Here is a 20,747-nt window from a genome sequence, read left to right as displayed (position 1 = left end):
ATGCCTTTCTTTTTCATATCTAGCATATGATTAACTGTTATTCTGTATAACCAAGTGGTAAATGTGCTTTTATGATTAAAGTTTTTTAAACTAACAATGGTTTTTATCCAAATTTCCTGATTAACATCTTCTGCATCTTGGTGGCTATATAGCATTTTAAGACAAATATTAAAGGTAAATAAATAATGTTTGTCTATTAAACTACGTAAGGCAGCCTTGTCTCCAGACAAGGATGATTGTATCAATTGGGAGTCACTTATCTTAATATTCATCAGTTATGCAATTAAATACCAGAAGCCTAAATCCATTGTTTCAGGATCACACATACTCATCATTTTCATTCCTGATTCGTTATTAAAATAGCCATAACAAATTTCTTTAGTGCCCCCAAGAGTTTTTCCAAACGTAATTTCTGAATAAGTGCCATTATCTATTTTACCAATAAAATGCGATAAGGTATTTTCATAAGTGTTTAGGTGAGTATTTTCAATTTGTTCAGAAACTGAAAGTAAATTGGCCTCAGAAAAGTCATTATTCTCTTTTAGCGAAAATGTACCGTGTTCAAAACAAGAAAAATTTTCAGGTATTTGAAAGTTGTCTTTTAAAATCTTGTGATAACGAATTTTTACTGTTTGTGGTTTTATTGATTTCATAAATTCTTTGGCTGTGTCACTACTGCTAAAACCGTTCCCGATATTTGTTATGCTTTGCATGTCCTTGGCAAAAAGCAGATTAGCATATTCACCCTTCAAATTTCTTACTAGGCAATGAAATATTAAACCTGATTGATTTTTTAAATAATCACTTTCAAATTTCATCACTAAACTAATGAAATCCTCATCAGTAATATCATCGGCTTTCGTAAATGTTGTGAATTCCATAACTGTTGGTTTAACTTGGTTTAATCGTAGCATTGCCTTTCCTTGAAGTGTTAAAAATTATGTCTATACCAAGTTAGACGATACTATTTGATAGGTGTGACAAAGTAATCGAAAAGATATTAAAGTGTGGGATTTATTATTTCGTGTTTAAGAGATAGACTGTAAGTATAATATCAGCTTGCAGGAGGCATTGCTCTCACCTGAGTGAATATATCCTAAACTGGCGAGTTAGCCACCATTACAGCCGTTCATCATCTAATTATTAATGTCCGCAGTGTGGCAAAAGTGATCGTTCAGAGACAACACACCACTGGTAGCTTTGAGCTCAGGCTGTGTATCTTTGGGTAAAGGGGTGCGTTTAGGCTTTTCCTTAACCGTTACTGTGTGAACGTCTTCTCGTGCTTCAATATCATCAAGCCTTACTTCAGCTTCGTTAAATTAACGTATTAATATCCCAGTTAAATACTCCCAAGTTAAACCACAAAAAGCTAGGTGATACGAATCAATATCATTTGTATTTACTATGTGTTATATTGCGCTCAAAAATAACTCCAAAACATAGATACATATAATATTCTAGGAAGCATCATGATGAAACGTAATACAATCGCTATAGTTATATCTAGCACTTTATCTGTCCTCACAACTCAAAATCTCTATGCAGGAGAAACTCTTAATAACGTTAAACAAGAGAATACAGATATGGAAAAGATTTCAGTTGTAGGAACAAAACAGTCAAGATATATCATTGAAGTTAATGATGGTGCAACTGGTTTAGACTTATCATTTTTAGATAACCCACGAAATACAATATTAATACCTGAACAATTAATCCTCGATAGAAAAGTAACAACCCTTGAAGAAGCTTTAAGAAATGCACCAGGTGTTAGTGCAGGAGATGGCTTTGGGGGCACCCGAGACGATTTCTTTATGCGTGGTTTCCGAAGAAATGCTGAATATAGAAATGGATTTAGACGAACGTCAATTTTTAAAGCCAACATGTCTAATACTGAATATGTGCAACTTGTTCAAGGACCAGCAGCCATTACGTATGGTCAGGTTGAGCCTGGGGGTGTTGTTGACGTAATTACAAAAAAACCGCTAAATGAGCAACGTATAGCTGGAGAGCTAAGAACTGGTTCATATAATGATAAATTTGGGATGATAGATTATTCGCAGCCTATCAATGAAGATTTTTCAATCCGTTTAGTTGCTTCAATACAGGATTCTGAAAGTTTTCGTGATTTTACTGATATTAAACGAGATACTTTCGCTTTTTCTTCTCGATATTATTTGGCTGATTCAACAAAAATAGATTTTGCTTATGAATACAGAAATGAAGCACGCCCATTAGATAGAGGAACTATCGCTATTGAGACAACTAATGGGCCAGCTATCATCAATGATCTTTTAGATGTACCTTTTAGTCAACGATTTGGTAGCCCTTGGGAAATTGGTGAAGTAGAAGCTGAAATTTTTGAATTATCCATAGGGCATGATTTTAATGATTTATGGAACCTTGAATTAAATATAGCTCATGAAGGCTCAACAGGTAATGACCTTCAATCTCGCCCTAGAGCAGCTTTTGTTGTTGATGCCGATACAGCTATAAATGAGCAAGGTTATATTACTAGCAAAGATTTTGACCCATCAGTAATAACGGATGGAGCTATTTATGATGATTCCTCAGATCGAGTATATTTAATAAAACGCTTAGATGGTAGTAGAGATAAAGAAGTAACAGCTGATTTAGCAAACATAAAGCTCAGAGGTGAGTTTGAATTAGGCTCAATGCTTCATCAAGTTATTTTAGGTGCTGATTATAGCAATGACAATATCGATAGGAAGTTCACCGTTGGCTCTCAAACTGATGGAATAAATTCAGCATTCCATAGCTTTATTGACCCTGTTTATAACTTATCGGGGGATTTTAGCCTTGATGGACTACCTATACTCTCAACTGGAAGTAAAAACTACGGAGCTTATTTTAATATTTACTCTCATGTTACAGAAAAGCTAGGTGTTCTAGCTGGTATGCGTTATAGCGACACAGATTATGAGGCTACAAGTAATGGGGTCATTACTTCTCAAACCGCTTCGTCTGGAGTAGTACCACAATTAGGACTCAACTATAAAGTATTAGATAATACATCTGTTTATGCATCATTTTCTGAATCATTTGAACCAAATAATGTCATCCCTGACAATACGGGTGATGCAGAAGAAATAGATCCTGAAGAAGGTGAACAGATAGAGTTTGGTGTTAAATCAGAATTTTTCAGTGGTAAAGCACAAACAACACTGTCTTTTTATAAAATTGATAAGATAAACGTTGTGGATGGTTTAGACGATTTAGGTGATCCTATTTTTGTTGATGGTAGAAGCTCTCAAGGGGTAGAGTTTTCTGTTACTGGTCAACCAACAGACGGCATGAATATCTCAGTATCTTATGCTTATACTGATGCTGAAGACCAAGATGCTTTAGGTAATAAAACACAAGCCGAAAGTATTGCAGACAATATCTTCAATATGTATACGTCTTATGAATTTCAGAGTGGTTATTTAGAAGGTCTTGGTCTTGGTGCGGGATACTACTATGAATCTGATCGTGTTATGGATGCGGAAGGTAACTTGAGCCAACAAGTTAATCTTGGCGATATTTCGCTAGTTGATTTATCTGCTTGGTATACAATTAAAGCACCTGACTCTTTATCTAAAGACGGAACTATTCGTTTTCAAGCAGGCGTTAAAAACCTATTTGATGATGAATACTATGGTGCAGGTTTTACAGTATTGCGTATCCCGTTAGGGTCACCTAGAACTGCCTTTGCCTCAGTATCATTTGATTTTTAAAAATACCAATAGATATAGGTAAAAAGAATTAGTAATTAAATGGCTACTTTATTGACGTTAAACACCAATAAAGTAGCCATTATTATGTAATATCCATCTTTGGTAGGAATAAAGTTGAACCGTAAAAAAAACAAAAGCAATTTAAAAAAACTCTACAATTTACATGCTTGGCTTGGCTTCCAACTCGCAATTATCATGTTTGTAATTTTAGCCACTGGTACAATTGCTACAATTTCAAATGAAATTGATTGGCTAATTTTTGATGAACTTAGAGCATCAGAAAAGCCCGCTAATTCACCTCAAAAAATGCCCGCAGAAAACTGGCAAGCGATATATGCGACACTAAAAGAATCGTACCCTAATGGGCAACCAGTCTATTTGAAAACTATGGGAGAAGATTATCTTACTTATAGAGCAACTATCATTGATGACTCTCTTCATCATAAGTTTGTACAAATAGATCAATGGACTCATAAAATTACAGGCACAATGCCTCAACTGACGGTACAACGTTTTTTTAGAGACTTTCATCGTTATTTATTTATGCCTGCACTTCCAGGTATTATTATCGTCTGTTTTTTTGCTTTTATCTTAGTTATCTCACTATACACAGGTTTAAAAACAACCAGAAACTGGAAGAAAGCCTTGTGGCGCTTTAGAGTCGACCAAGGACCACGCATAACATTAAGCGATGCTCATAAGTTATCAGGTCTTTGGGGAATCTGGTTTACTTGTATTATATGTATAACGGGTATTTGGTATTTATATGAATTTAGTTTCCGCTTAGTTGGTGCTACTTTAGAACCGAGGGGGGCAGCAATAGAAAGAGTCATTGATAATTCAAAATTACACCTAAGTTCAAAAGATTTCAATGAGATTATTCAGCTAGCTCAATCAACTCATAAAGATTGGGAAATAACTTCTATTTTCATTCCTCAAACCAGTGATAAGCCAATACAAATGCGAGGAATTAAGGATAATCCACTACTAAGGGAACGAGCCTATAGAGTATATATTGATCCTATAACAAAAGAAGTTATCGATATTTTTACACCAGATTCTATCGGCACCAATGCTTATTTAAATGAATATATAGATCCATTACACTTTGGCTTTTTTGCTGGCTTATGGTCAAAGTTAATTTGGTTCTTTTTTGGTTTAGCACTTACTGGGTTATCTGTTACAGGAGTTATAATGAGCTGGAAACGCACAAAGAGTAAAGCTTTAACGCAAACACAAATAGTGACATTGCCATTATTAATTTTAACGGTTATTGCATTTTTATTTTGGCTACAACGTTACATTTAAATGGATAATTAACAAAGTTCCATAGTGCCGTTTACTAAGACAAATGAAACAAAAAAGCCCTAACTCTTTCGAATCAGGGCTTTCATATATGGTACCGGAAGACGGACTTGAACCGTCACGCCCGAAGGCAACGGATTTTGAATCCGTCGTGTCTACCAATTCCACCACACCGGCAAGAGGGGATAGTAAACTGTGAAGTTTACAAAGAAATCATGTTTTTCTAAAACCTAATTTCTTTGTAAACTCTATTAATTCTTTTAATAAGGTAACTATAACTTATACATAATAACGTACTTCGCTAAAGTGGTTGGCATTATACGAGATATCTTTGTTAGTGCAATAGTTTTTCTCTGCACATTGCGCATTTGTGCCCTATTTGTTGTTTATTTATTCAATTCTGCTTTAATCATTTCTTTTTTATTCCTGTGACACTATTTAGCTGGCTGCTCTGGTTGATAAGCTTTAAAAAATAGATCGACCGCTTTATTAATATGCTGGCGAATTTCTTCATCTGATATTTTTTGGTTTGGCAATAATAACACTTGAAAGTGTATTCGACCTTTTATCATTTCCATTAACATACGTGTTGCAAAGCATGGGTCATCAATGGCTAAAATACCAGCTTGATCAAGCTGCATTAAATAATCTGTCAGTGGCTTTAAACCTTTTAATGGCCCCTTTTCATATATTAGCATGCCTATTTCGGGTAATTTCGGTATAACCTGAATTACTAATCGAAAAAGTGACACTAAGGTTTCAGATATTAAACCTTTAACAAACCTAAAACACATTTCTTTTAGAGCATCTCTCGGTACTAATTCTGTCATATTAATAGAAGCGATAGTGGCTGTTTGCATACTTACTTGCTGCCGTATTACTGCCATCAACAAACCTTGTTTGTTACCAAATTCATCATAAATAGAGCGCCTAGACCCACCTGCAATAGAAATAATCATTTCAAGTGAGGTTTGATCGTATCCATGCTGAAGAAATAAATCTTTTGCAGCGGTAAGTATTAATTCTCCACGGGCACTTAATTGAGTTGAATGTATGGTTTGGCAACTTTCCATTATATTACTAGCGCTTTTAACTTTTTAATTGACTTTGGTACTACATAGTACCAGAATACACGGTACTTAACAGTACCATTTACTTTTTAATCTTTATTTTCTTAAATAAAAGCGAGTTATCCTAACTGGAATCATCATGCGACTATTACTAACAATTATTTTAACATCATTTTTATTGAGCTGTAGTGAGCAACCGGTTACCACCGAAACTCCCATTAGACCTATTGCATGGACAAAAGTAACTGAATCCAGTTTGCAACAATTACGCACTTTGTCAGGCATTGTAGCACCTGTTGAAGCAGCAAGCTTAAGCTTTGAAGTAAATGGTAAAGTGCAAAGTGTCGAAGTAAAACTAGGTGATACCGTTCAAAAAGGTGATGTTTTAGCGCAATTGAACCACCGCAGTTTTGAATTATCCTCTAAATCTGCTCAAGCACAGTTAGACAAAGCAAAATCGGACTGGGTTGAAGCGAAAAATAGTTTTACTCGCTTTAAGCAACTAATAAAACAAGGGCTGGTATCTCAATCGGGCTTTGATAATGCAAAGGCTAATTTTGAATCAAGTAAAAGCGCGGTTAATGTTGCACAAGCACAATTAGATATTGCCAAGAAAAATTTACAAGATAGTACCTTAATTGCCCCTTACAATGGCATTATTACTAAACGACTAATAGAACCATCTCAACAAATTGCAGCGGGGCAAGCAGCCTTTGAAATCGAAGGTAAACACGGCTTAGAAGTAAATGTTATGGTGCCTGAAACCCTCATAAGGGAATTACAACAAAATGCAATTATCTCAATACGCTTCCCCGTGTTACCGCAATTAAACCTATTTGGGCGCATTACTGAAATTGGAACAAGAGCTGAAACAGCTAATGCTTTTCCCGTTACGGCAGCGTTACAAGAAGAAAACCCCTTATTACGCGCAGGCATGACAGCTGAAGTTGACTTTACCTTTGAAGGGGTAGGACAAACAGGCTTTCAGGGCACTGTTATTAAAGTACCTTTCTCTGCCATTCGTGCTGGAATAAATCAAAAAAGCCATGTTTTTGTCTACAATCCAACAACACAAGTGGTTGAACAACGTCAAGTACAAACAGAGAATGTGCTCAATAATATTGTCTTTATTTCTTCAGGTTTAACCAACGGTGAAATCATTGCTACCGCAGGTGTTGCTTTTTTGAGAGATGGACAAAAAGTAACGCTATTAGACAATACTACTCAGCGTTTTAATTAAGAGTCACACCATGAATATTACTCAAATTGCGTTTACTTATCGTAAAACTGCCTTTTTCATTCTCACCCTACTTTTGATCAATGGTGTCTTCGCTTACTTTATATTGCCTGCACAAGAAGACCCAACAATTACAATTAGAGAAGCCGTTATTTCGACCTCGTTCCCAGGTATGGCACCCGAGCGAGTAGAGCAATTAATTACTAAAAAACTTGAAGAAGAAATACGAAAAGTACCCGAAGTGAAAGAAATAAGGTCATTATCGACAACGGGTGCATCAACCATTCATGTTAAAATTTATGATCGCTATTTTAATTTAGATGATATTTGGCAAGATGTTCGTAATAAAACGGCGGCTGCCCACAGCAAAATGCCTTCAGGTACTAACTCGCCTTTTGTCAATACAGAGTTTGGCGATGTGTCAGTTGTAACACTGGCATTAACTGCTGATGGCTTTGAAATGAGCTCAATGTATGATATTGCACAACACATTCGAGACACATTGTATGCCGTTGAAGGTACAAAAAAAATTGAAATTTTAGGGCATTTACAAGAACGTATTTTTCTTGAAGTATCAAACGCAAAACTATCGCAGTTGGGAATTTCTCCACAAGCATTAATCAGTGAATTACAACAGCAAAATATTATTCGTTCTGGTGGTGAAGTAGATACAGGCGTTAAAAGCTTTATTGTAGAGCCTTCGGGGAATTTTGGCAGTGTATCAGATATTGCAGATACCTATATTAATATTCCCAACTCTCAAGATTTTATAGCATTAAAAGATGTAGTGAATATCAAACGAGGTTACATCGATCCACCAGACAAACTGGCTTATTTTAATGGTAAACCTGCTATTTTCTTTGCTATTTCAATGTTACCTAAGTATAACATTTTAAAATATGCACCTAGAATTAAAACTAAACTTAACGATATTATTTCAAGTTTACCTATAGGCTATCAGTTAGATATTGCCACTTATCAACCCGACCAAGTAGAAAAAACAGTACGTGGCGTTTCTATCAATGTGCTGCAAACATTAACCATTGTACTTGTTGTGGTGGTGTTATTCTTAGGCTTACGAACAGGCCTAATAGTGGGAGCTATAGTACCCTTTGTGATGCTGGCAACGCTTTCCATCATGCTATTTTTTGGCATGAAATTAGAGCGTATGAGCTTAGCCACACTCATTATATCGCTAGGACTATTAGTAGATAACGGTATTGTGATTGCTGAGGATTTTAAAAGTAGAATTGAAAAAGGGATCAGTCGTTTTGATGCTATGATTCAAGGTTGTAAAGAATTAGCCATTCCGTTATTAAGCTCTTCTGTAACCACTATTTTATTTTTCTTACCACTCATGTTAGCTGAACATGTAGCAGGTGAGTTCACTCGCTCTATCTCATTAGTCATTTTAATTACCTTACTAACCAGTTGGATAATGGCTTTATGCGTTACGCCCATCCTTTGTTATTATTTTATAAAGCCTTCAAAGAATGCAGAACAAAAGGATTCAACATTATCTAAAATTTATGCAAATTATGAGAAATTTTTGCATTGGCTATTACAGCATCGTTTATTATTTATGAGTTTAATGTTGGTACTATTTATTGGTGCCGTGGGTTCAATGAAATTTGTAGCTAAGCAATTCTTCCCTGAATCAGACCGAACACAAATACTCATGTATATCGATTTGCCAAATGGTACCTCTTCTCGTGAAACTAACCGACAAATGCAAGAAATCTTTCAGTGGTTAAATAACAAGGAAAAGTTCAGCTTTATTGAAAACTATTCAGGGTATGTGGGTTTTAATGGTCCTCGTTTTGTTTTATCACTTAATCCTGAAGATCCCGCTCAAAATAAAGGTTTTGTTGTGCTCAATGTAGTTGAGGGTACTGATGTTGCTAAAAGAGTACTAGAGCTAGATACACAACTTGAAGCGAAATTTCCTAATATATCAGCGCGCGTTAAAAAAATGTTTCTCGGCCCGTCTGATGCAAAAACAATAAAAATTCAGGTTCGAGGCCCAGACAAAAACGTTATTTATAAAAAGGCACAACAAATTATGGATTTACTCCATCAAGTGCCCAATACAATTAATATACGCAATGATTGGGAAAATTTAATTGTTAAAATTGATGTGCGTGTTGATCAACACCGCGCGAAAAGAGCTGGTTTAACATCAACAGAAATTGCCGATGCCTTACAAACTTATTTCTCGGGTGCCCAAATTACAGAATTCAGAGAAGAAGATGAAATTATTCCAATTATTTTACGCGCTGAAGAAGCTGAACGAAATAATTTAGACAGATTGCGTACACTGAACGTTTATTCACAAAAAACGGGCAAAGCTATTCCACTATTTCAAGTAGCAACGTTTGCGCCTGTCAATCAATTTTCAGTTATACATCATGAAGATATGTTTCGTACCATTAGTATAGAAGCACGTAATAACAATATGGCAGCAGAAGATTTACAATTAGTAATTGACGAAAAAATTAATGAGCTTGCCGCTGACTTACCAATCAACCATGAAATAGTTTATGGGGGCGCTATTAAAGAATCTAAAGCAGCACAAAAAGCATTAAGTGCGAGCATGCCTATGGTAATCGGCTTTATTTTAATATTACTTGTTGCTCAATTTAACTCATTCCGACAAGCCTCTATTATAACACTCACCATGCCTTTATCCTTCATTGGTGCGGTTATTGGTTTGCTTGTAATGCAAGCCCCTTTCGGCTTCATGGTAACTTTAGGCTTATATAGTTTAGCGGGTATTATCATCAACAATGCTATTGTGCTGATTGATCGCATTAAAATTGAAGAACAAAGTGGTAAAACACCATATAAAGCTTTAGTTGATGCTTGTTTAGCTCGATTACGCCCCATCACCATGACCACCATTACCACGGTAATGGGGTTGCTGCCACTTATTATCGGCAAAGATCCTTTATTTTATGGTATGGCCAATGTTATTGCCTTTGGTTTAGGTATTGGTACATTATTAACATTAGCGGTAGTTCCTGTATTGTACTCATCATTGTATAAAATTAGCGCACCGTCTTAGAATACATTACCCCTACATCAATCCACAACCTTTGTAGGGCGTAATTCATTGCATGATGTCAGAATAAATTCTAACCAATCAATCTACAACCTTTGTAAGGCATAATTCATTACGCCATGTCAGAATAAATTCTAACCAATCAATCCACAACCTTTGTAGGGCGCAATTTATTGCATGATGTCAGAATAAATTCTAACCTACATCAGTTCACAACCTTTGTAGGGCGTAATTCATTGCGCCATGTCAGAATAAATTCTAACCTACATGGCGTATTTTAATTTTAATATAAAGCATTACGTGCTTAAACTTTGATTATCTCTTTGCTAGACTATGGCAAATTTTTCTGAGCACTTTCTATGACTTCAATTTCTGTTAACGAATTTCCCCGCGCTGGCTTTCGTCGCCGTTTAGGTTCTTGGATTTATGACGTACTTATTGCCTTTGCTGTTTATATGGTTGCAGGCGCCATTGCATTTTTACTTTTTAATTTACTAATAAAATTTGGTTTAATCAGTATGCAAAACTTTGAGCACCCCATAGATTTACAACGCTCCTCTATTTTGTATAGCATACTAATTTACGGCTGGAACATTGCTTGGGTCAGTTTTTTCTTTGTTTTCTTTTGGGCTAAAAGTGGTCAAACATTAGGAATGAAAGCGTGGCGTTTGCGCGTACAAAATCAAGATGGTACGCGCATTAGTAAAATAACAGGAATAAAACGTTTATTACCTACCTTACTGGGTTTAGGTAATTTAACCGTAATATTTGATCGTAAAAACAAACTGAGTTTGCAAGACAGACTAACCAACACAGAGGTTGTAGTATTGTCTTTAGAAGCAAACAAAGGCAGGCTTTAGTTGCTCGCGGCGTATAACTTCCTTGTTTATTACTTTATTACGCCGCTTTTTTATTCATAAAGTACCAGGCTACACCTATAAATAATATACTTGGCGACACAGCGCCAATTATCGGGGGAAATTGATATACGAGGCTTAACGACCCAAGTACTTCATTTGAGACAAAAAAGACAATTCCTGTGATAACCCCCATCATAATTCGCGCCCCCATAGACACAGAGCGAAGCGGTCCAAAAATGAAAGATAACGCCACCAAAAGCATCACTGCCACCGTTGCTGGTTGAATAAGCTTTCGCCAAAAAGCAAGTTGATAACGGCTAGGGTCTTGAGAATTAGCCTGTAAATAATCAAGGTAATCAATCAATCCACGTACAGACAATGATTCAGGCGTTACAGTAACCACCCCTAATTTTTTAGGTGTTAATGACGATTTCCACTCTTGAGTGTCTACGTTAGAGGTCGTAATTTCTTTTTGAGTTATCTGTGTGTTAACCACACTGGATAAGTGCCAAATATTATCTTTATAAATAGCAGACTGAGCACTAAGCCAGCTATCGAGCTTTAATTCATCATTAAAACGATAAACTTCTACTTTTTTAAGCTGGCCTTGCTCTAATACTTCACCAATATTAACAAAATAATCACCATCTTTAGCCCACACGCCATTCTTAGCAGAAATTAAACTTCCCCCTGATATTGCTTGGGCACGTATCTCTCTTGCCGTTGCTTCACCGCTAGGGGCAAGCCATTCACCAACAGCCATGGAAACAAAAATCAATAAAATGGCAGTTTTCATCACTGATTTAATAATATCTAACCGTGATAATCCAGCAGCTTGCATTACTACCAACTCACTATTACTTGCTAACATACCAATACCTATTAAACCGCCAATTAAGGCAGACATAGGAAAGAATACTTCAATATCGCGAGGTAATGAATAAAGTACATACAATGCAGCATGAGACAAATCGTAGTCTCCTCGGCCTACCGCACGCATTTGCTCTACAAACTTTATAATGCCACTAACACTCACAAAAACAGCTAAGGTTAAAAAGGTGGTGGATGCCACAATACGGCCAATGTAAACATCTAATATCTTCATTCTTTTTTATCCTGAGCATAATTAACACTCGTAACATTACGCCTTAAACTAGGGAATTTTGATTTAATTTTACGCCCACTACTACGCTCTCTCATGAGCAAAATAATCCCCATAAATAACGCACTAATATGTATAGGCCACAACCCTATATTCGCTGGTAATGCTTGACGTTCCACGCCCGACTTCATTGCCGTTAATAGCAAAAAATACCCTAAAAATAACATAAGCGCGGGCAGCATCTTTGCAAATTTACCTTGCCGTGGATTAACCACGCTTAATGGCACAGCAATCAAGGTTAAAATAATACAAGCAAGTGGAAAAGCAATACGCCATTGAATAGTAGCGCTGTATTCAGGTGCTGAATCGACATCTGGTGGGTTAAACAGCTGATGTGTAGGTAAAGCGCTCAATTTACGGTGTTTTTGTTCTACTTCTTGATCCTGAATTTGAATATAATATTTATCAAAAGTAACCGCTTGAAATTCACCGTTAGTTGCATCTTTGTGATAGCGAATGCCTTGAGATAATACTAAACGTTGTGAACCCGAATCTTCCTCGAAAACTTGACCTTTTTTGGCATAAACTAAACTTGAGTTGATAATACTTTCTTCAAGATGATTTTCATCTGGTAACTGAGCTAAAAATACTTTGTCAAAGCTATTATCGTCACGATGTTTATCATGAATAAAAACAACGGCTTTTTCATTACCTGTTTTTTGAAAACGCCCAGCTACTAAAGAGCTTAATCCAGAATCAGCAGCAAGCTTGTCTTTAACTTGATATTGATATTCTGATGCCATAGGCGCTAAATACAAAGTAAAAATGCCTGTAAAAATAGCGGTAATAAATGCAAGTATTAATGTAACCCTTACCACATACCATTCACTTACACCGCACGCATGCAATATCGTCATTTCATTGTCTGCATATATACGTCCGTATGCTAGTAAAATTCCCAAGAAAAAACTAAGTGGCAGCATCATACCTGCTAAATCAGGTACTTTAAGCGCAATAAAAACCATAACCATTTGTCCAGGTATGCTTCCTTCAGAGGCATCACCTAATACTCGAACAAATTTTTGGCTAATAAAAATGGTCATCAACACAAAAAATACTGCAAGTTGTGTTTTTGCCACTTCTTTTAATAAATAACGAAAAATGATCACAAAAAGATCCCATTAAAACTGTGTTTTTTCTGACAATCGACGAGTTTTTCTAGTAAACTTGCCGTTTTCATAGCTAAACTATATAGTCACAGATAAATTTAATTGATAAATACTGCTATAATTATAGCGCTTAGCGATATCTCTTGAATAGATAAGAGTGCAGTTTTTTACTAATTTTAGCAAATTAAAAAGGTTTAAGGAGATCTCATGGAGTTCAGTATAAAAAGCGGTAGTCCCGAAAAACAGCGTAGTGCCTGTATTGTGGTGGGAGTATTTGAACCTCGTCGCCTCAGTTCAACAGCTGAACAACTTGACGAAATTAGTGAAGGTTACATAAGCAATTTATTACGAAAAGGTGATTTAGAAGGCAAATCTGGACAGATGTTATTACTACATCACGTACCTAATATTTTAAGTGAGCGTGTTTTACTTGTAGGCTGTGGTAAAGAACGCGAATTAGATGAACGTCAATATCGCCAAATAATTAAAAAAACAATTAACACGTTAAACGAAACCGGTTCAATGGAAGCGGTCTGTTTCTTATCTGAGTTACACGTTAAAGGTCGTGATACGTACTGGAAAGTTCGTCAAGCGGTAGAAGCAACTCAAGATAGCTTATATAGTTTTAATAGTTTAAAAACTCATAAAGAAGAACCACGCAGACCTTTACGTAAAATAGTGTTTAACGTGCCTACTCGTCGAGAATTACCTATTGGTGAACGTGCAATTAGCCATGCCTTGGCTATTTCCGAAGGAATAAGCACCTGTAAAAATGTTGCGAATATGCCACCTAATATTTGTAACCCTGCATACTTGGCCGAACAAGCTAAAATTTTAGCCAACGATTACGATAAAGTGACTACCACTATTGTTGGTGAACAAGAAATGGAAAAACTAGGCATGGGGTCATACTTAGCAGTAGGACGTGGTTCAGCTAACGAATCATTAATGAGTATTATGGCCTACAAAGGTATTGATGATGACTCAAAACCTTTAGTTTTAGTGGGTAAGGGCCTCACGTTTGACAGTGGTGGTATTTCGCTAAAACCAGGCGCAGGTATGGACGAAATGAAATATGACATGGGCGGTGCAGCTGGTGTTTTAGGTGCAATGCATGCCTTAGCAGAGTTAGATTTACCAATCAATGTTATTGGTGTTTTAGCAGGTTGTGAAAATATGCCTAGCAGTAATGCTTACCGCCCTGGCGATATTCTCACAACAATGTCTGGTCAAACGGTTGAAGTACTTAATACTGACGCTGAAGGTCGATTAGTATTGTGTGATGCGTTAACTTATGTTGAACGCTACGATCCTGAAGCTGTAATTGATGTAGCAACGTTAACGGGGGCTTGTGTGGTTGCTTTAGGTAAGCATGCCACTGGTTTATTAAGCTCGCATAACCCATTAGCGCATGAATTGCTAAACGCGTCTGATCAAAGTGGTGATAGAGCTTGGCGCTTACCGTTATGGGACGATTACCAAGAACAATTAGAAAGCCCGTTTGCTGATATGGCAAATATAGGCGGTAAAGAGGCTGGTACTATTACGGCCGCTTGTTTCTTAGCTCGCTTTACTAAAAAATACCATTGGGCGCATTTAGATATTGCTGGTACCGCATGGCGTAGTGGTGGCAAAGACAAAGGCTCAACAGGTCGCCCTGTTAGTATGTTAACGCAGTTTATGCTTAATCGTGCAGGTCAAGAACAAGGCGAATAGATAAACCACATGCAAACACAAGTAATGTTTTACCTTCTCAATGATGACAAGGAAAAAATACACAGTCAAAACGCTGATACTAGCTCAGCGTTTTATCATGCCTGTTTGCAAGCAAGTTATTTTTATCGCCAAAATCAGCGGGTATTCATTTACACGCAAGATAAACAAAGTGCTGAACAAATTGATGAGTTATTATGGGCGTTTGACAGCGACAGTTTTGTACCGCATAACTTATCAGGAGAAGGACCTAAACACGGTTCCGCTGTTGAAATTAGCGATCAACCATTGCGAGGCCGTCGTCCTGTGTTAATTAATTTAACGCCTACTGCCCCTAGTTTTGCCAGCCAATTTCAATTTATTGTTGATTTTGTGCCTAGTAATGAATTACTAAAACAACAAGCAAGAGAACGTTTTAAAGCATACAGGCAATGGGGCTTTGCAGTAGATAATCAACCAGTATCACCTTCACAATAATGTAAGCAAATTTACAATTCATAACTTTTATTTTGAGAACATGATGGAAAAAACTTTCAACCCAACCGACATTGAACAATCTCTTTATACTCACTGGGAAAAGCAAGGTTACTTTAGCCCTACAGGTGAAGGTGACAGCTATAGCATTGCTATTCCGCCACCAAATGTCACAGGCTCATTGCATATGGGGCATGCTTTTCAACAAACCATCATGGACACGTTAATTCGTTATCAACGTATGCAAGGTAAAAACACACTCTGGCAAACAGGTTGTGACCATGCAGGTATTGCGACTCAAATGGTAGTAGAACGTAAAATTGCTGCCGAAGAAGACAAAACACGTCACGATTACGGCCGTGAAGGTTTTATCGATAAAATTTGGGAATGGAAAGAAGAATCTGGTGGTACAATTGGTAAACAAATGCGCCGATTGGGTAATTCTATTGACTGGACACGCGAACGTTTTACTATGGATGCGGGCATGTCTGAGGCCGTACAAGAAGTGTTTGTGCGTTTATTTGAAGATGACTTAATTTACCGTGGTAAACGCTTGGTAAACTGGGATCCAAAATTCCACACCGCTATTTCTGATTTAGAAGTTGAAAATAAAGACAAAAAAGGTCACATGTGGCATTTACGCTATCCATTAGCCGATGGCGAAAAAACTGCAGAGGGGCTTAATTACTTAGTTGTTGCAACCACGCGCCCCGAAACTATGTTAGGCGATACAGGTGTAGCGGTTAATCCAGAAGATCCTCGCTATAAAGATTTAATTGGCAAAAAAGTTTTATTACCTTTGGTTAACCGTTTAATTCCTATTATTGGTGATGAACATGCCGATATGGAAAAAGGTACAGGTTGTGTAAAAATTACACCTGCCCATGACTTTAATGATAACGAAGTAGGTAAACGCCATGCCTTGCCGCAAATTAATATTTTAGACAAAAATGCCGCTATTTTAGCTAAAGCAGAAGTTTATGATACCAAAGGTGAACTTTGTGATGCATACAGTACCACATTACCTAGCGAGTTTGCAGGCATGGACAGGTTTGTCGCACGTAAAGCAATTGTAGCAAAATTTGATGAACTTGGCTTATTAGTTGAAGTGAAAGATCATGATCTCGTTGCCCCTTATGGTGATCGCTCTGGTGTGATCATCGAACCATTATTAACTGACCAATGGTATGTACGTGTTGAAAAACTAGCAGGTCCTGCCGTTGATGCAGTTAAAGATGGTCAAATTGAATTTGTGCCTACACAATATGAGAACCTCTATTTTTCTTGGATGAAAGATATTCAAGACTGGTGTATATCACGCCAACTTTGGTGGGGGCATCGTATTCCTGCATGGTATGACGACAGTGGTAAAGTCTATGTTGGTCGCACCGAAACTGAAGTGCGCGCTAACAATAATATTGCTGATGATGTCAATCTTAAACAAGATGATGACGTACTTGATACTTGGTTCTCATCTGCCTTATGGACTTTTTCAACTTTAGGCTGGCCTAAAGATACTGACGATTTAAAAACCTTTCACCCTACTGATGTATTAGTGACAGGCTTTGATATTATTTTCTTCTGGGTTGCTCGCATGATTATGATGACCATGCACTTTAACAAAGATGAAAATGGCAAAGCACAAATTCCGTTTAAAAAGATCTACATGACTGGTCTTATTCGCGATGAAAATGGCGATAAAATGAGTAAATCTAAAGGTAATGTTATTGATCCCTTAGATATGATTGACGGTATTTCATTAGAAGGTTTACTTGAAAAACGTACTGGCAACATGATGCAGCCAAAGCTTGCCAAGAAAATTGAGACACTTACTAAAAAAGAATTTCCTAACGGTATTGAAGCGCACGGCACAGATGCTTTGCGTTTCACCCTGACGTCTGTTGCAACAACAGGTCGTGATATTAGTTGGGACATGAAGCGTTTAGAAGGTTACCGTAATTTTACCAATAAGTTATGGAATGCAAGCCGTTATGTATTAATGAATACTGAAGAGTTTGATTGTGGTGCAAAAGGAGGTGAGCTAGAACTTTCATTAGCTGATCGTTGGATCATCGGTCAATTTGAACAAACGGTAAAAACCGTACATGAAGCATTTGATACCTTCCGTTTTGATTTAGCATCACAAGCTTTATATGAGTTTACTTGGAATCAGTTCTGTGATTGGTATTTAGAATTAACTAAACCAGTATTATTCAAAGGCAATGAAGCACAGCAACGCGGTACACGTCATACTTTAGTGAATGTATTAGAAGGTTTATTACGTTTAATGCACCCTATAATGCCATTTATTACTGAAACCATTTGGCAACGTGTTCAACCATTAAGCGATTTCGCCAAAGCTAACGACTCAATCATGGTACAAGCATTCCCACAATTTGATGCCGATAAATGCGATCAACAAGCCATTGATGATTTGGAATGGGTTAAACAATTCATCATTGCTATTCGTAATATTCGTGGTGAAATGGATATTGCCCCAAGCAAATCATTACCTGTTTTACTGAAAAATTTGAGTGAGAACGATCAACGTTGTTTAACTGAGAACGAACAATTTTTAAGTTCATTAGCAAAACTTGAGAGCATAACGGTACTTGGTGAGGGAGAACAAGGACCCGCTTCTGCGTCTGCGGTTGTAGGTGATTTAACCGTACTAATACCTATGGCTGGTTTAATTGACAAAGAAGCTGAAATGGCTCGTTTAGATAAGGCAATTGAAAAATTCAACAAAGAAGCAAATAAAACACGCGGAAAATTAGCAAATGACAACTTTGTTAGCAAAGCACCACATGCCGTTATTGAAAAAGAACAAGCTAAATTAAGCGAGGCTGAATCAGCACTTGCAAAACTGCTTGAACAAAAAGCTCAAATCGCTGCAATATAACTGTTAACGCGAATACACCCGCCTACAGTAAATGTTTTTAACGTAGGCGGTTTAACCTAAATGAGTAATTTTTTTATCTAATAATTCATTTTATAAAATTCACGTTGTTTCTTATAACAAGAAATGTGTTTTTATCGATTTAAAATTTTTATTCATTATAAAAAATATTGAACTATTTCAATTTTTTATAAAGCAAATTAAAAATACCTGTGCTAATATCATATTGCGTTGAGTTTTTGTGTTACGGATGAAGGTTGATACTAACTTTTGTTTTAGATTTACCGGGTACTGATGTACTTGTTTATTCTTAACAAATGGATTTAGGCAATACAGACTGATTGTTTGTTCCAAATACGGTTTGTTACGAATATGGTTTGTTTCCTTCCTCTTCCTGTACTACTTATGGTAGAGGGCATTTACTCGGGTAAAAACGGTGTAAACTTATGTTAAATATTTTAACAAGGCACCACATTAATATTATTTTATGACTACGGGAAAATGTAAGTATGTCTGATACAGTTACTGGTAAAGTTAAATTTTTCAACGAAACTAAAGGTTTCGGTTTTATAGAACAAGAAAATGGTCCTGACGTGTTTGTTCACTTCAGCGCTATCTCTGGAGACGGTTTCCGTACTCTAGCTGACGGTCAAGCAGTAACATTTACTGTTAAACAAGGTCAAAAAGGCCCTGAAGCAGAAAACGTTCTAGCTGTATAAGTTTTTAACTTATAAGCGGAAAAAGCGAAGAATGAGTTAAACTCCTTCTTCGCTTTTTTGTTTCTAACGCTTGGTTATTTTTGGTTTGTACCAAGTTGATTAAGTTGGTATTAATCATTTGAAACTTTTATTAAGCCAAGTTCAAATTAAGTATCATTAAATATCGCAGCCGAAAAAAAACGCTACCGATTATTCACCACTAGCGTTTAGTAAAACATTATTTAAATAAGCGTTATTCTGCAATATATTCAACGACTTCTAAACCAAAACCTGATAATGAATGGTATTTACTTTGTGAGCTTAGCAAACGCATTTTACTCACGCCTAAACTAGACAATATTTGAGAACCAACACCGACATTACGAGATCCAACATGACGGTTAACTTCTTTTACTGTTTCGCCTGCATCAATTTTTGCGTATTTCTCAACTAAATTAATTAGTTCCGCTGGCGACTCATGCTTACCTAGTAAAACCAATACCCCACCTTCTTTTGCTATTTTCTCTAATGCATTAGCTAGCGGCCACTTAGCAACACTTTCACGCTGACTAAACAATAAATCTCTGAATGTATTTTCTAAATGCACACGAACTAAAGTAGGTTCATCTGGTTTTATCTCACCTTTAGTTAAGGCAAAATGTGCTTGTCCATCAATTGTGTCTTTAAAAACAACGAGATCAAATTCACCAAATTCAGTTGGCAATTTACATTGAGACACGCGTTCAATGGTAGTTTCTGTTGCATTTCTAAATTCAATTAAATCAGCAATTGTACCCATTTTTATATCATGCTTTTTAGCGATAATTTCAAGATCTGGGCGGCGCGCCATGGTGCCATCTTCATTTAAAATTTCTACAATTACTGCTGCAGGCTCTAATTTTGCCATACGAGCTAAATCAACTCCTGCTTCAGTATGCCCCGCACGATTTAACACACCACCATCTTTAGCAATTAAAGGAAAAATGTGCCCTGGCTGAACAATATCTAAGTGTGTTGCATCTTTAGCAACAGCGGCAAGTACTGTAGTTGCTCGATCTCCAGCTGAAATCCCTGTAGTAACACCTCTAGCAGCTTCTATTGATACGGTAAAGTTAGTGCTAAACTGAGCATCGTTTTTATCAACCATCAAAGGTAGCTTTAAGATTTCACATTTTTCTTGTGTCATTGGCATACAAATTAGACCACGTCCGTGAGTTGCCATAAAGTTGATAGCTTCAGGTGTAACTTTTTCAGCCGCCATAATGAAGTCACCTTCATTTTCTCGGTCTTCATCATCCATTAGAATAACCATTTTACCTAAAGCAATATCATCGATTATTTCTTGTGGGGTATTTAAATTCATGAGGTTCTCTTTGGTTACTTGTTGATATTAGTTATGTGATAAGTGTAAATAATACCAATTAA

15 protein-coding genes and 1 tRNA gene are annotated in these 20,747 nt (G+C 36.7%); 9 read left to right on the top strand and 7 right to left on the bottom strand.

The annotated features are described in order from the left end of the window. A partial coding sequence (locus ACE1OF_RS15455; protein ID WP_448895547.1) for an RNA polymerase sigma factor occupies positions 1–272 on the bottom strand: 272 nt, incomplete at its 3' end. A gap of 3 nt (positions 273–275) precedes the next feature. Continuing rightward, positions 276–914: a hypothetical protein gene (locus tag ACE1OF_RS15450; RefSeq protein WP_448895546.1), complete on the bottom strand. Its 639-nt coding sequence runs from the start codon at positions 912–914 to the stop codon at positions 276–278. Positions 915–1,469: 555 nt separating this feature from the next. Here ACE1OF_RS15450 and ACE1OF_RS15445 point away from each other — a divergent pair. Both ACE1OF_RS15445 and ACE1OF_RS15440 read left to right on the top strand, forming a co-directional pair. Further along, a complete protein-coding gene (locus ACE1OF_RS15445) occupies positions 1,470–3,734 on the top strand; it encodes a TonB-dependent siderophore receptor (protein WP_448895545.1) in 2,265 nt (754 codons plus the stop codon). Positions 3,735–3,848: 114 nt separating this feature from the next. Then, the gene (locus tag ACE1OF_RS15440; RefSeq protein WP_448895544.1) at positions 3,849–5,042 is read left to right on the top strand and encodes a PepSY-associated TM helix domain-containing protein; all 1,194 of its coding nucleotides are present in this window, start codon (positions 3,849–3,851) and stop codon (positions 5,040–5,042) included. 89 nt (positions 5,043–5,131) lie between these two features. Here the strand turns inward: ACE1OF_RS15440 and ACE1OF_RS15435 are convergent. Both ACE1OF_RS15435 and ACE1OF_RS15430 read right to left on the bottom strand, forming a co-directional pair. Further along, a tRNA-Leu gene (locus ACE1OF_RS15435) sits at positions 5,132–5,216 on the bottom strand. Between the two features lie 257 nt (positions 5,217–5,473). Further along, positions 5,474–6,112 (bottom strand): TetR/AcrR family transcriptional regulator, encoded by a 639-nt coding sequence (locus tag ACE1OF_RS15430; RefSeq protein WP_448895543.1) that lies wholly within the window; start codon positions 6,110–6,112, stop codon positions 5,474–5,476. 136 nt (positions 6,113–6,248) lie between these two features. On the opposite strand from ACE1OF_RS15430, the gene ACE1OF_RS15425 reads away from it, so the two are divergent. The 3 genes from ACE1OF_RS15425 (at position 6,249) to ACE1OF_RS15415 (ending at position 11,267) form a co-directional block, all read left to right on the top strand. Next, positions 6,249–7,349, top strand: a complete 1,101-nt coding sequence (locus ACE1OF_RS15425; protein WP_448895542.1) for an efflux RND transporter periplasmic adaptor subunit — start codon at positions 6,249–6,251, stop codon at positions 7,347–7,349. A 10-nt stretch (positions 7,350–7,359) separates the two neighbouring features. Further along, positions 7,360–10,410 (top strand): efflux RND transporter permease subunit, encoded by a 3,051-nt coding sequence (locus ACE1OF_RS15420; RefSeq protein ID WP_448895541.1) that lies wholly within the window; start codon positions 7,360–7,362, stop codon positions 10,408–10,410. 356 nt (positions 10,411–10,766) lie between these two features. Beyond that, a complete protein-coding gene (locus tag ACE1OF_RS15415; RefSeq protein ID WP_448895540.1) occupies positions 10,767–11,267 on the top strand; it encodes an RDD family protein in 501 nt (166 codons plus the stop codon). Between the two features lie 37 nt (positions 11,268–11,304). On the opposite strand, the gene lptG is transcribed toward ACE1OF_RS15415, so the two are convergent. Both lptG and lptF read right to left on the bottom strand, forming a co-directional pair. Then, positions 11,305–12,372 (bottom strand): LPS export ABC transporter permease LptG, encoded by a 1,068-nt coding sequence (lptG, locus tag ACE1OF_RS15410; RefSeq protein WP_448895539.1) that lies wholly within the window; start codon positions 12,370–12,372, stop codon positions 11,305–11,307. Then, positions 12,369–13,538, bottom strand: a complete 1,170-nt coding sequence (gene lptF / locus ACE1OF_RS15405; RefSeq protein WP_448895538.1) for an LPS export ABC transporter permease LptF — start codon at positions 13,536–13,538, stop codon at positions 12,369–12,371. Before lptF ends, lptG begins: the two co-directional genes overlap by 4 nt. Positions 13,539–13,745: 207 nt before the next feature. On the opposite strand from lptF, the gene pepA reads away from it, so the two are divergent. The 4 genes from pepA (at position 13,746) to ACE1OF_RS15385 (ending at position 19,343) form a co-directional block, all read left to right on the top strand. After that, a complete protein-coding gene (gene pepA, locus ACE1OF_RS15400; protein WP_448895537.1) occupies positions 13,746–15,254 on the top strand; it encodes a leucyl aminopeptidase in 1,509 nt (502 codons plus the stop codon). A gap of 9 nt (positions 15,255–15,263) precedes the next feature. Beyond that, entirely contained in the window at positions 15,264–15,728 is a 465-nt protein-coding gene (locus tag ACE1OF_RS15395; RefSeq protein ID WP_448895536.1) for a DNA polymerase III subunit chi, read from the top strand. Between the two features lie 43 nt (positions 15,729–15,771). Beyond that, on the top strand, positions 15,772–18,627 hold the full coding sequence (locus ACE1OF_RS15390) for a valine--tRNA ligase (protein ID WP_448895535.1): 2,856 nt from the start codon (positions 15,772–15,774) through the stop codon (positions 18,625–18,627). Positions 18,628–19,133: 506 nt separating this feature from the next. Further along, on the top strand, positions 19,134–19,343 hold the full coding sequence (locus tag ACE1OF_RS15385; protein WP_011041587.1) for a cold-shock protein: 210 nt from the start codon (positions 19,134–19,136) through the stop codon (positions 19,341–19,343). A gap of 232 nt (positions 19,344–19,575) precedes the next feature. On the opposite strand, the gene ribBA is transcribed toward ACE1OF_RS15385, so the two are convergent. Further along, positions 19,576–20,685, bottom strand: a complete 1,110-nt coding sequence (gene ribBA / locus ACE1OF_RS15380; protein WP_448895534.1) for a bifunctional 3,4-dihydroxy-2-butanone-4-phosphate synthase/GTP cyclohydrolase II — start codon at positions 20,683–20,685, stop codon at positions 19,576–19,578. Positions 20,686–20,747 lie beyond the last annotated feature (62 nt).

The organism is Colwellia sp. E150_009, from assembly GCF_053543955.1.
This window is presented reverse-complemented; position numbering and strand designations above follow the sequence as displayed.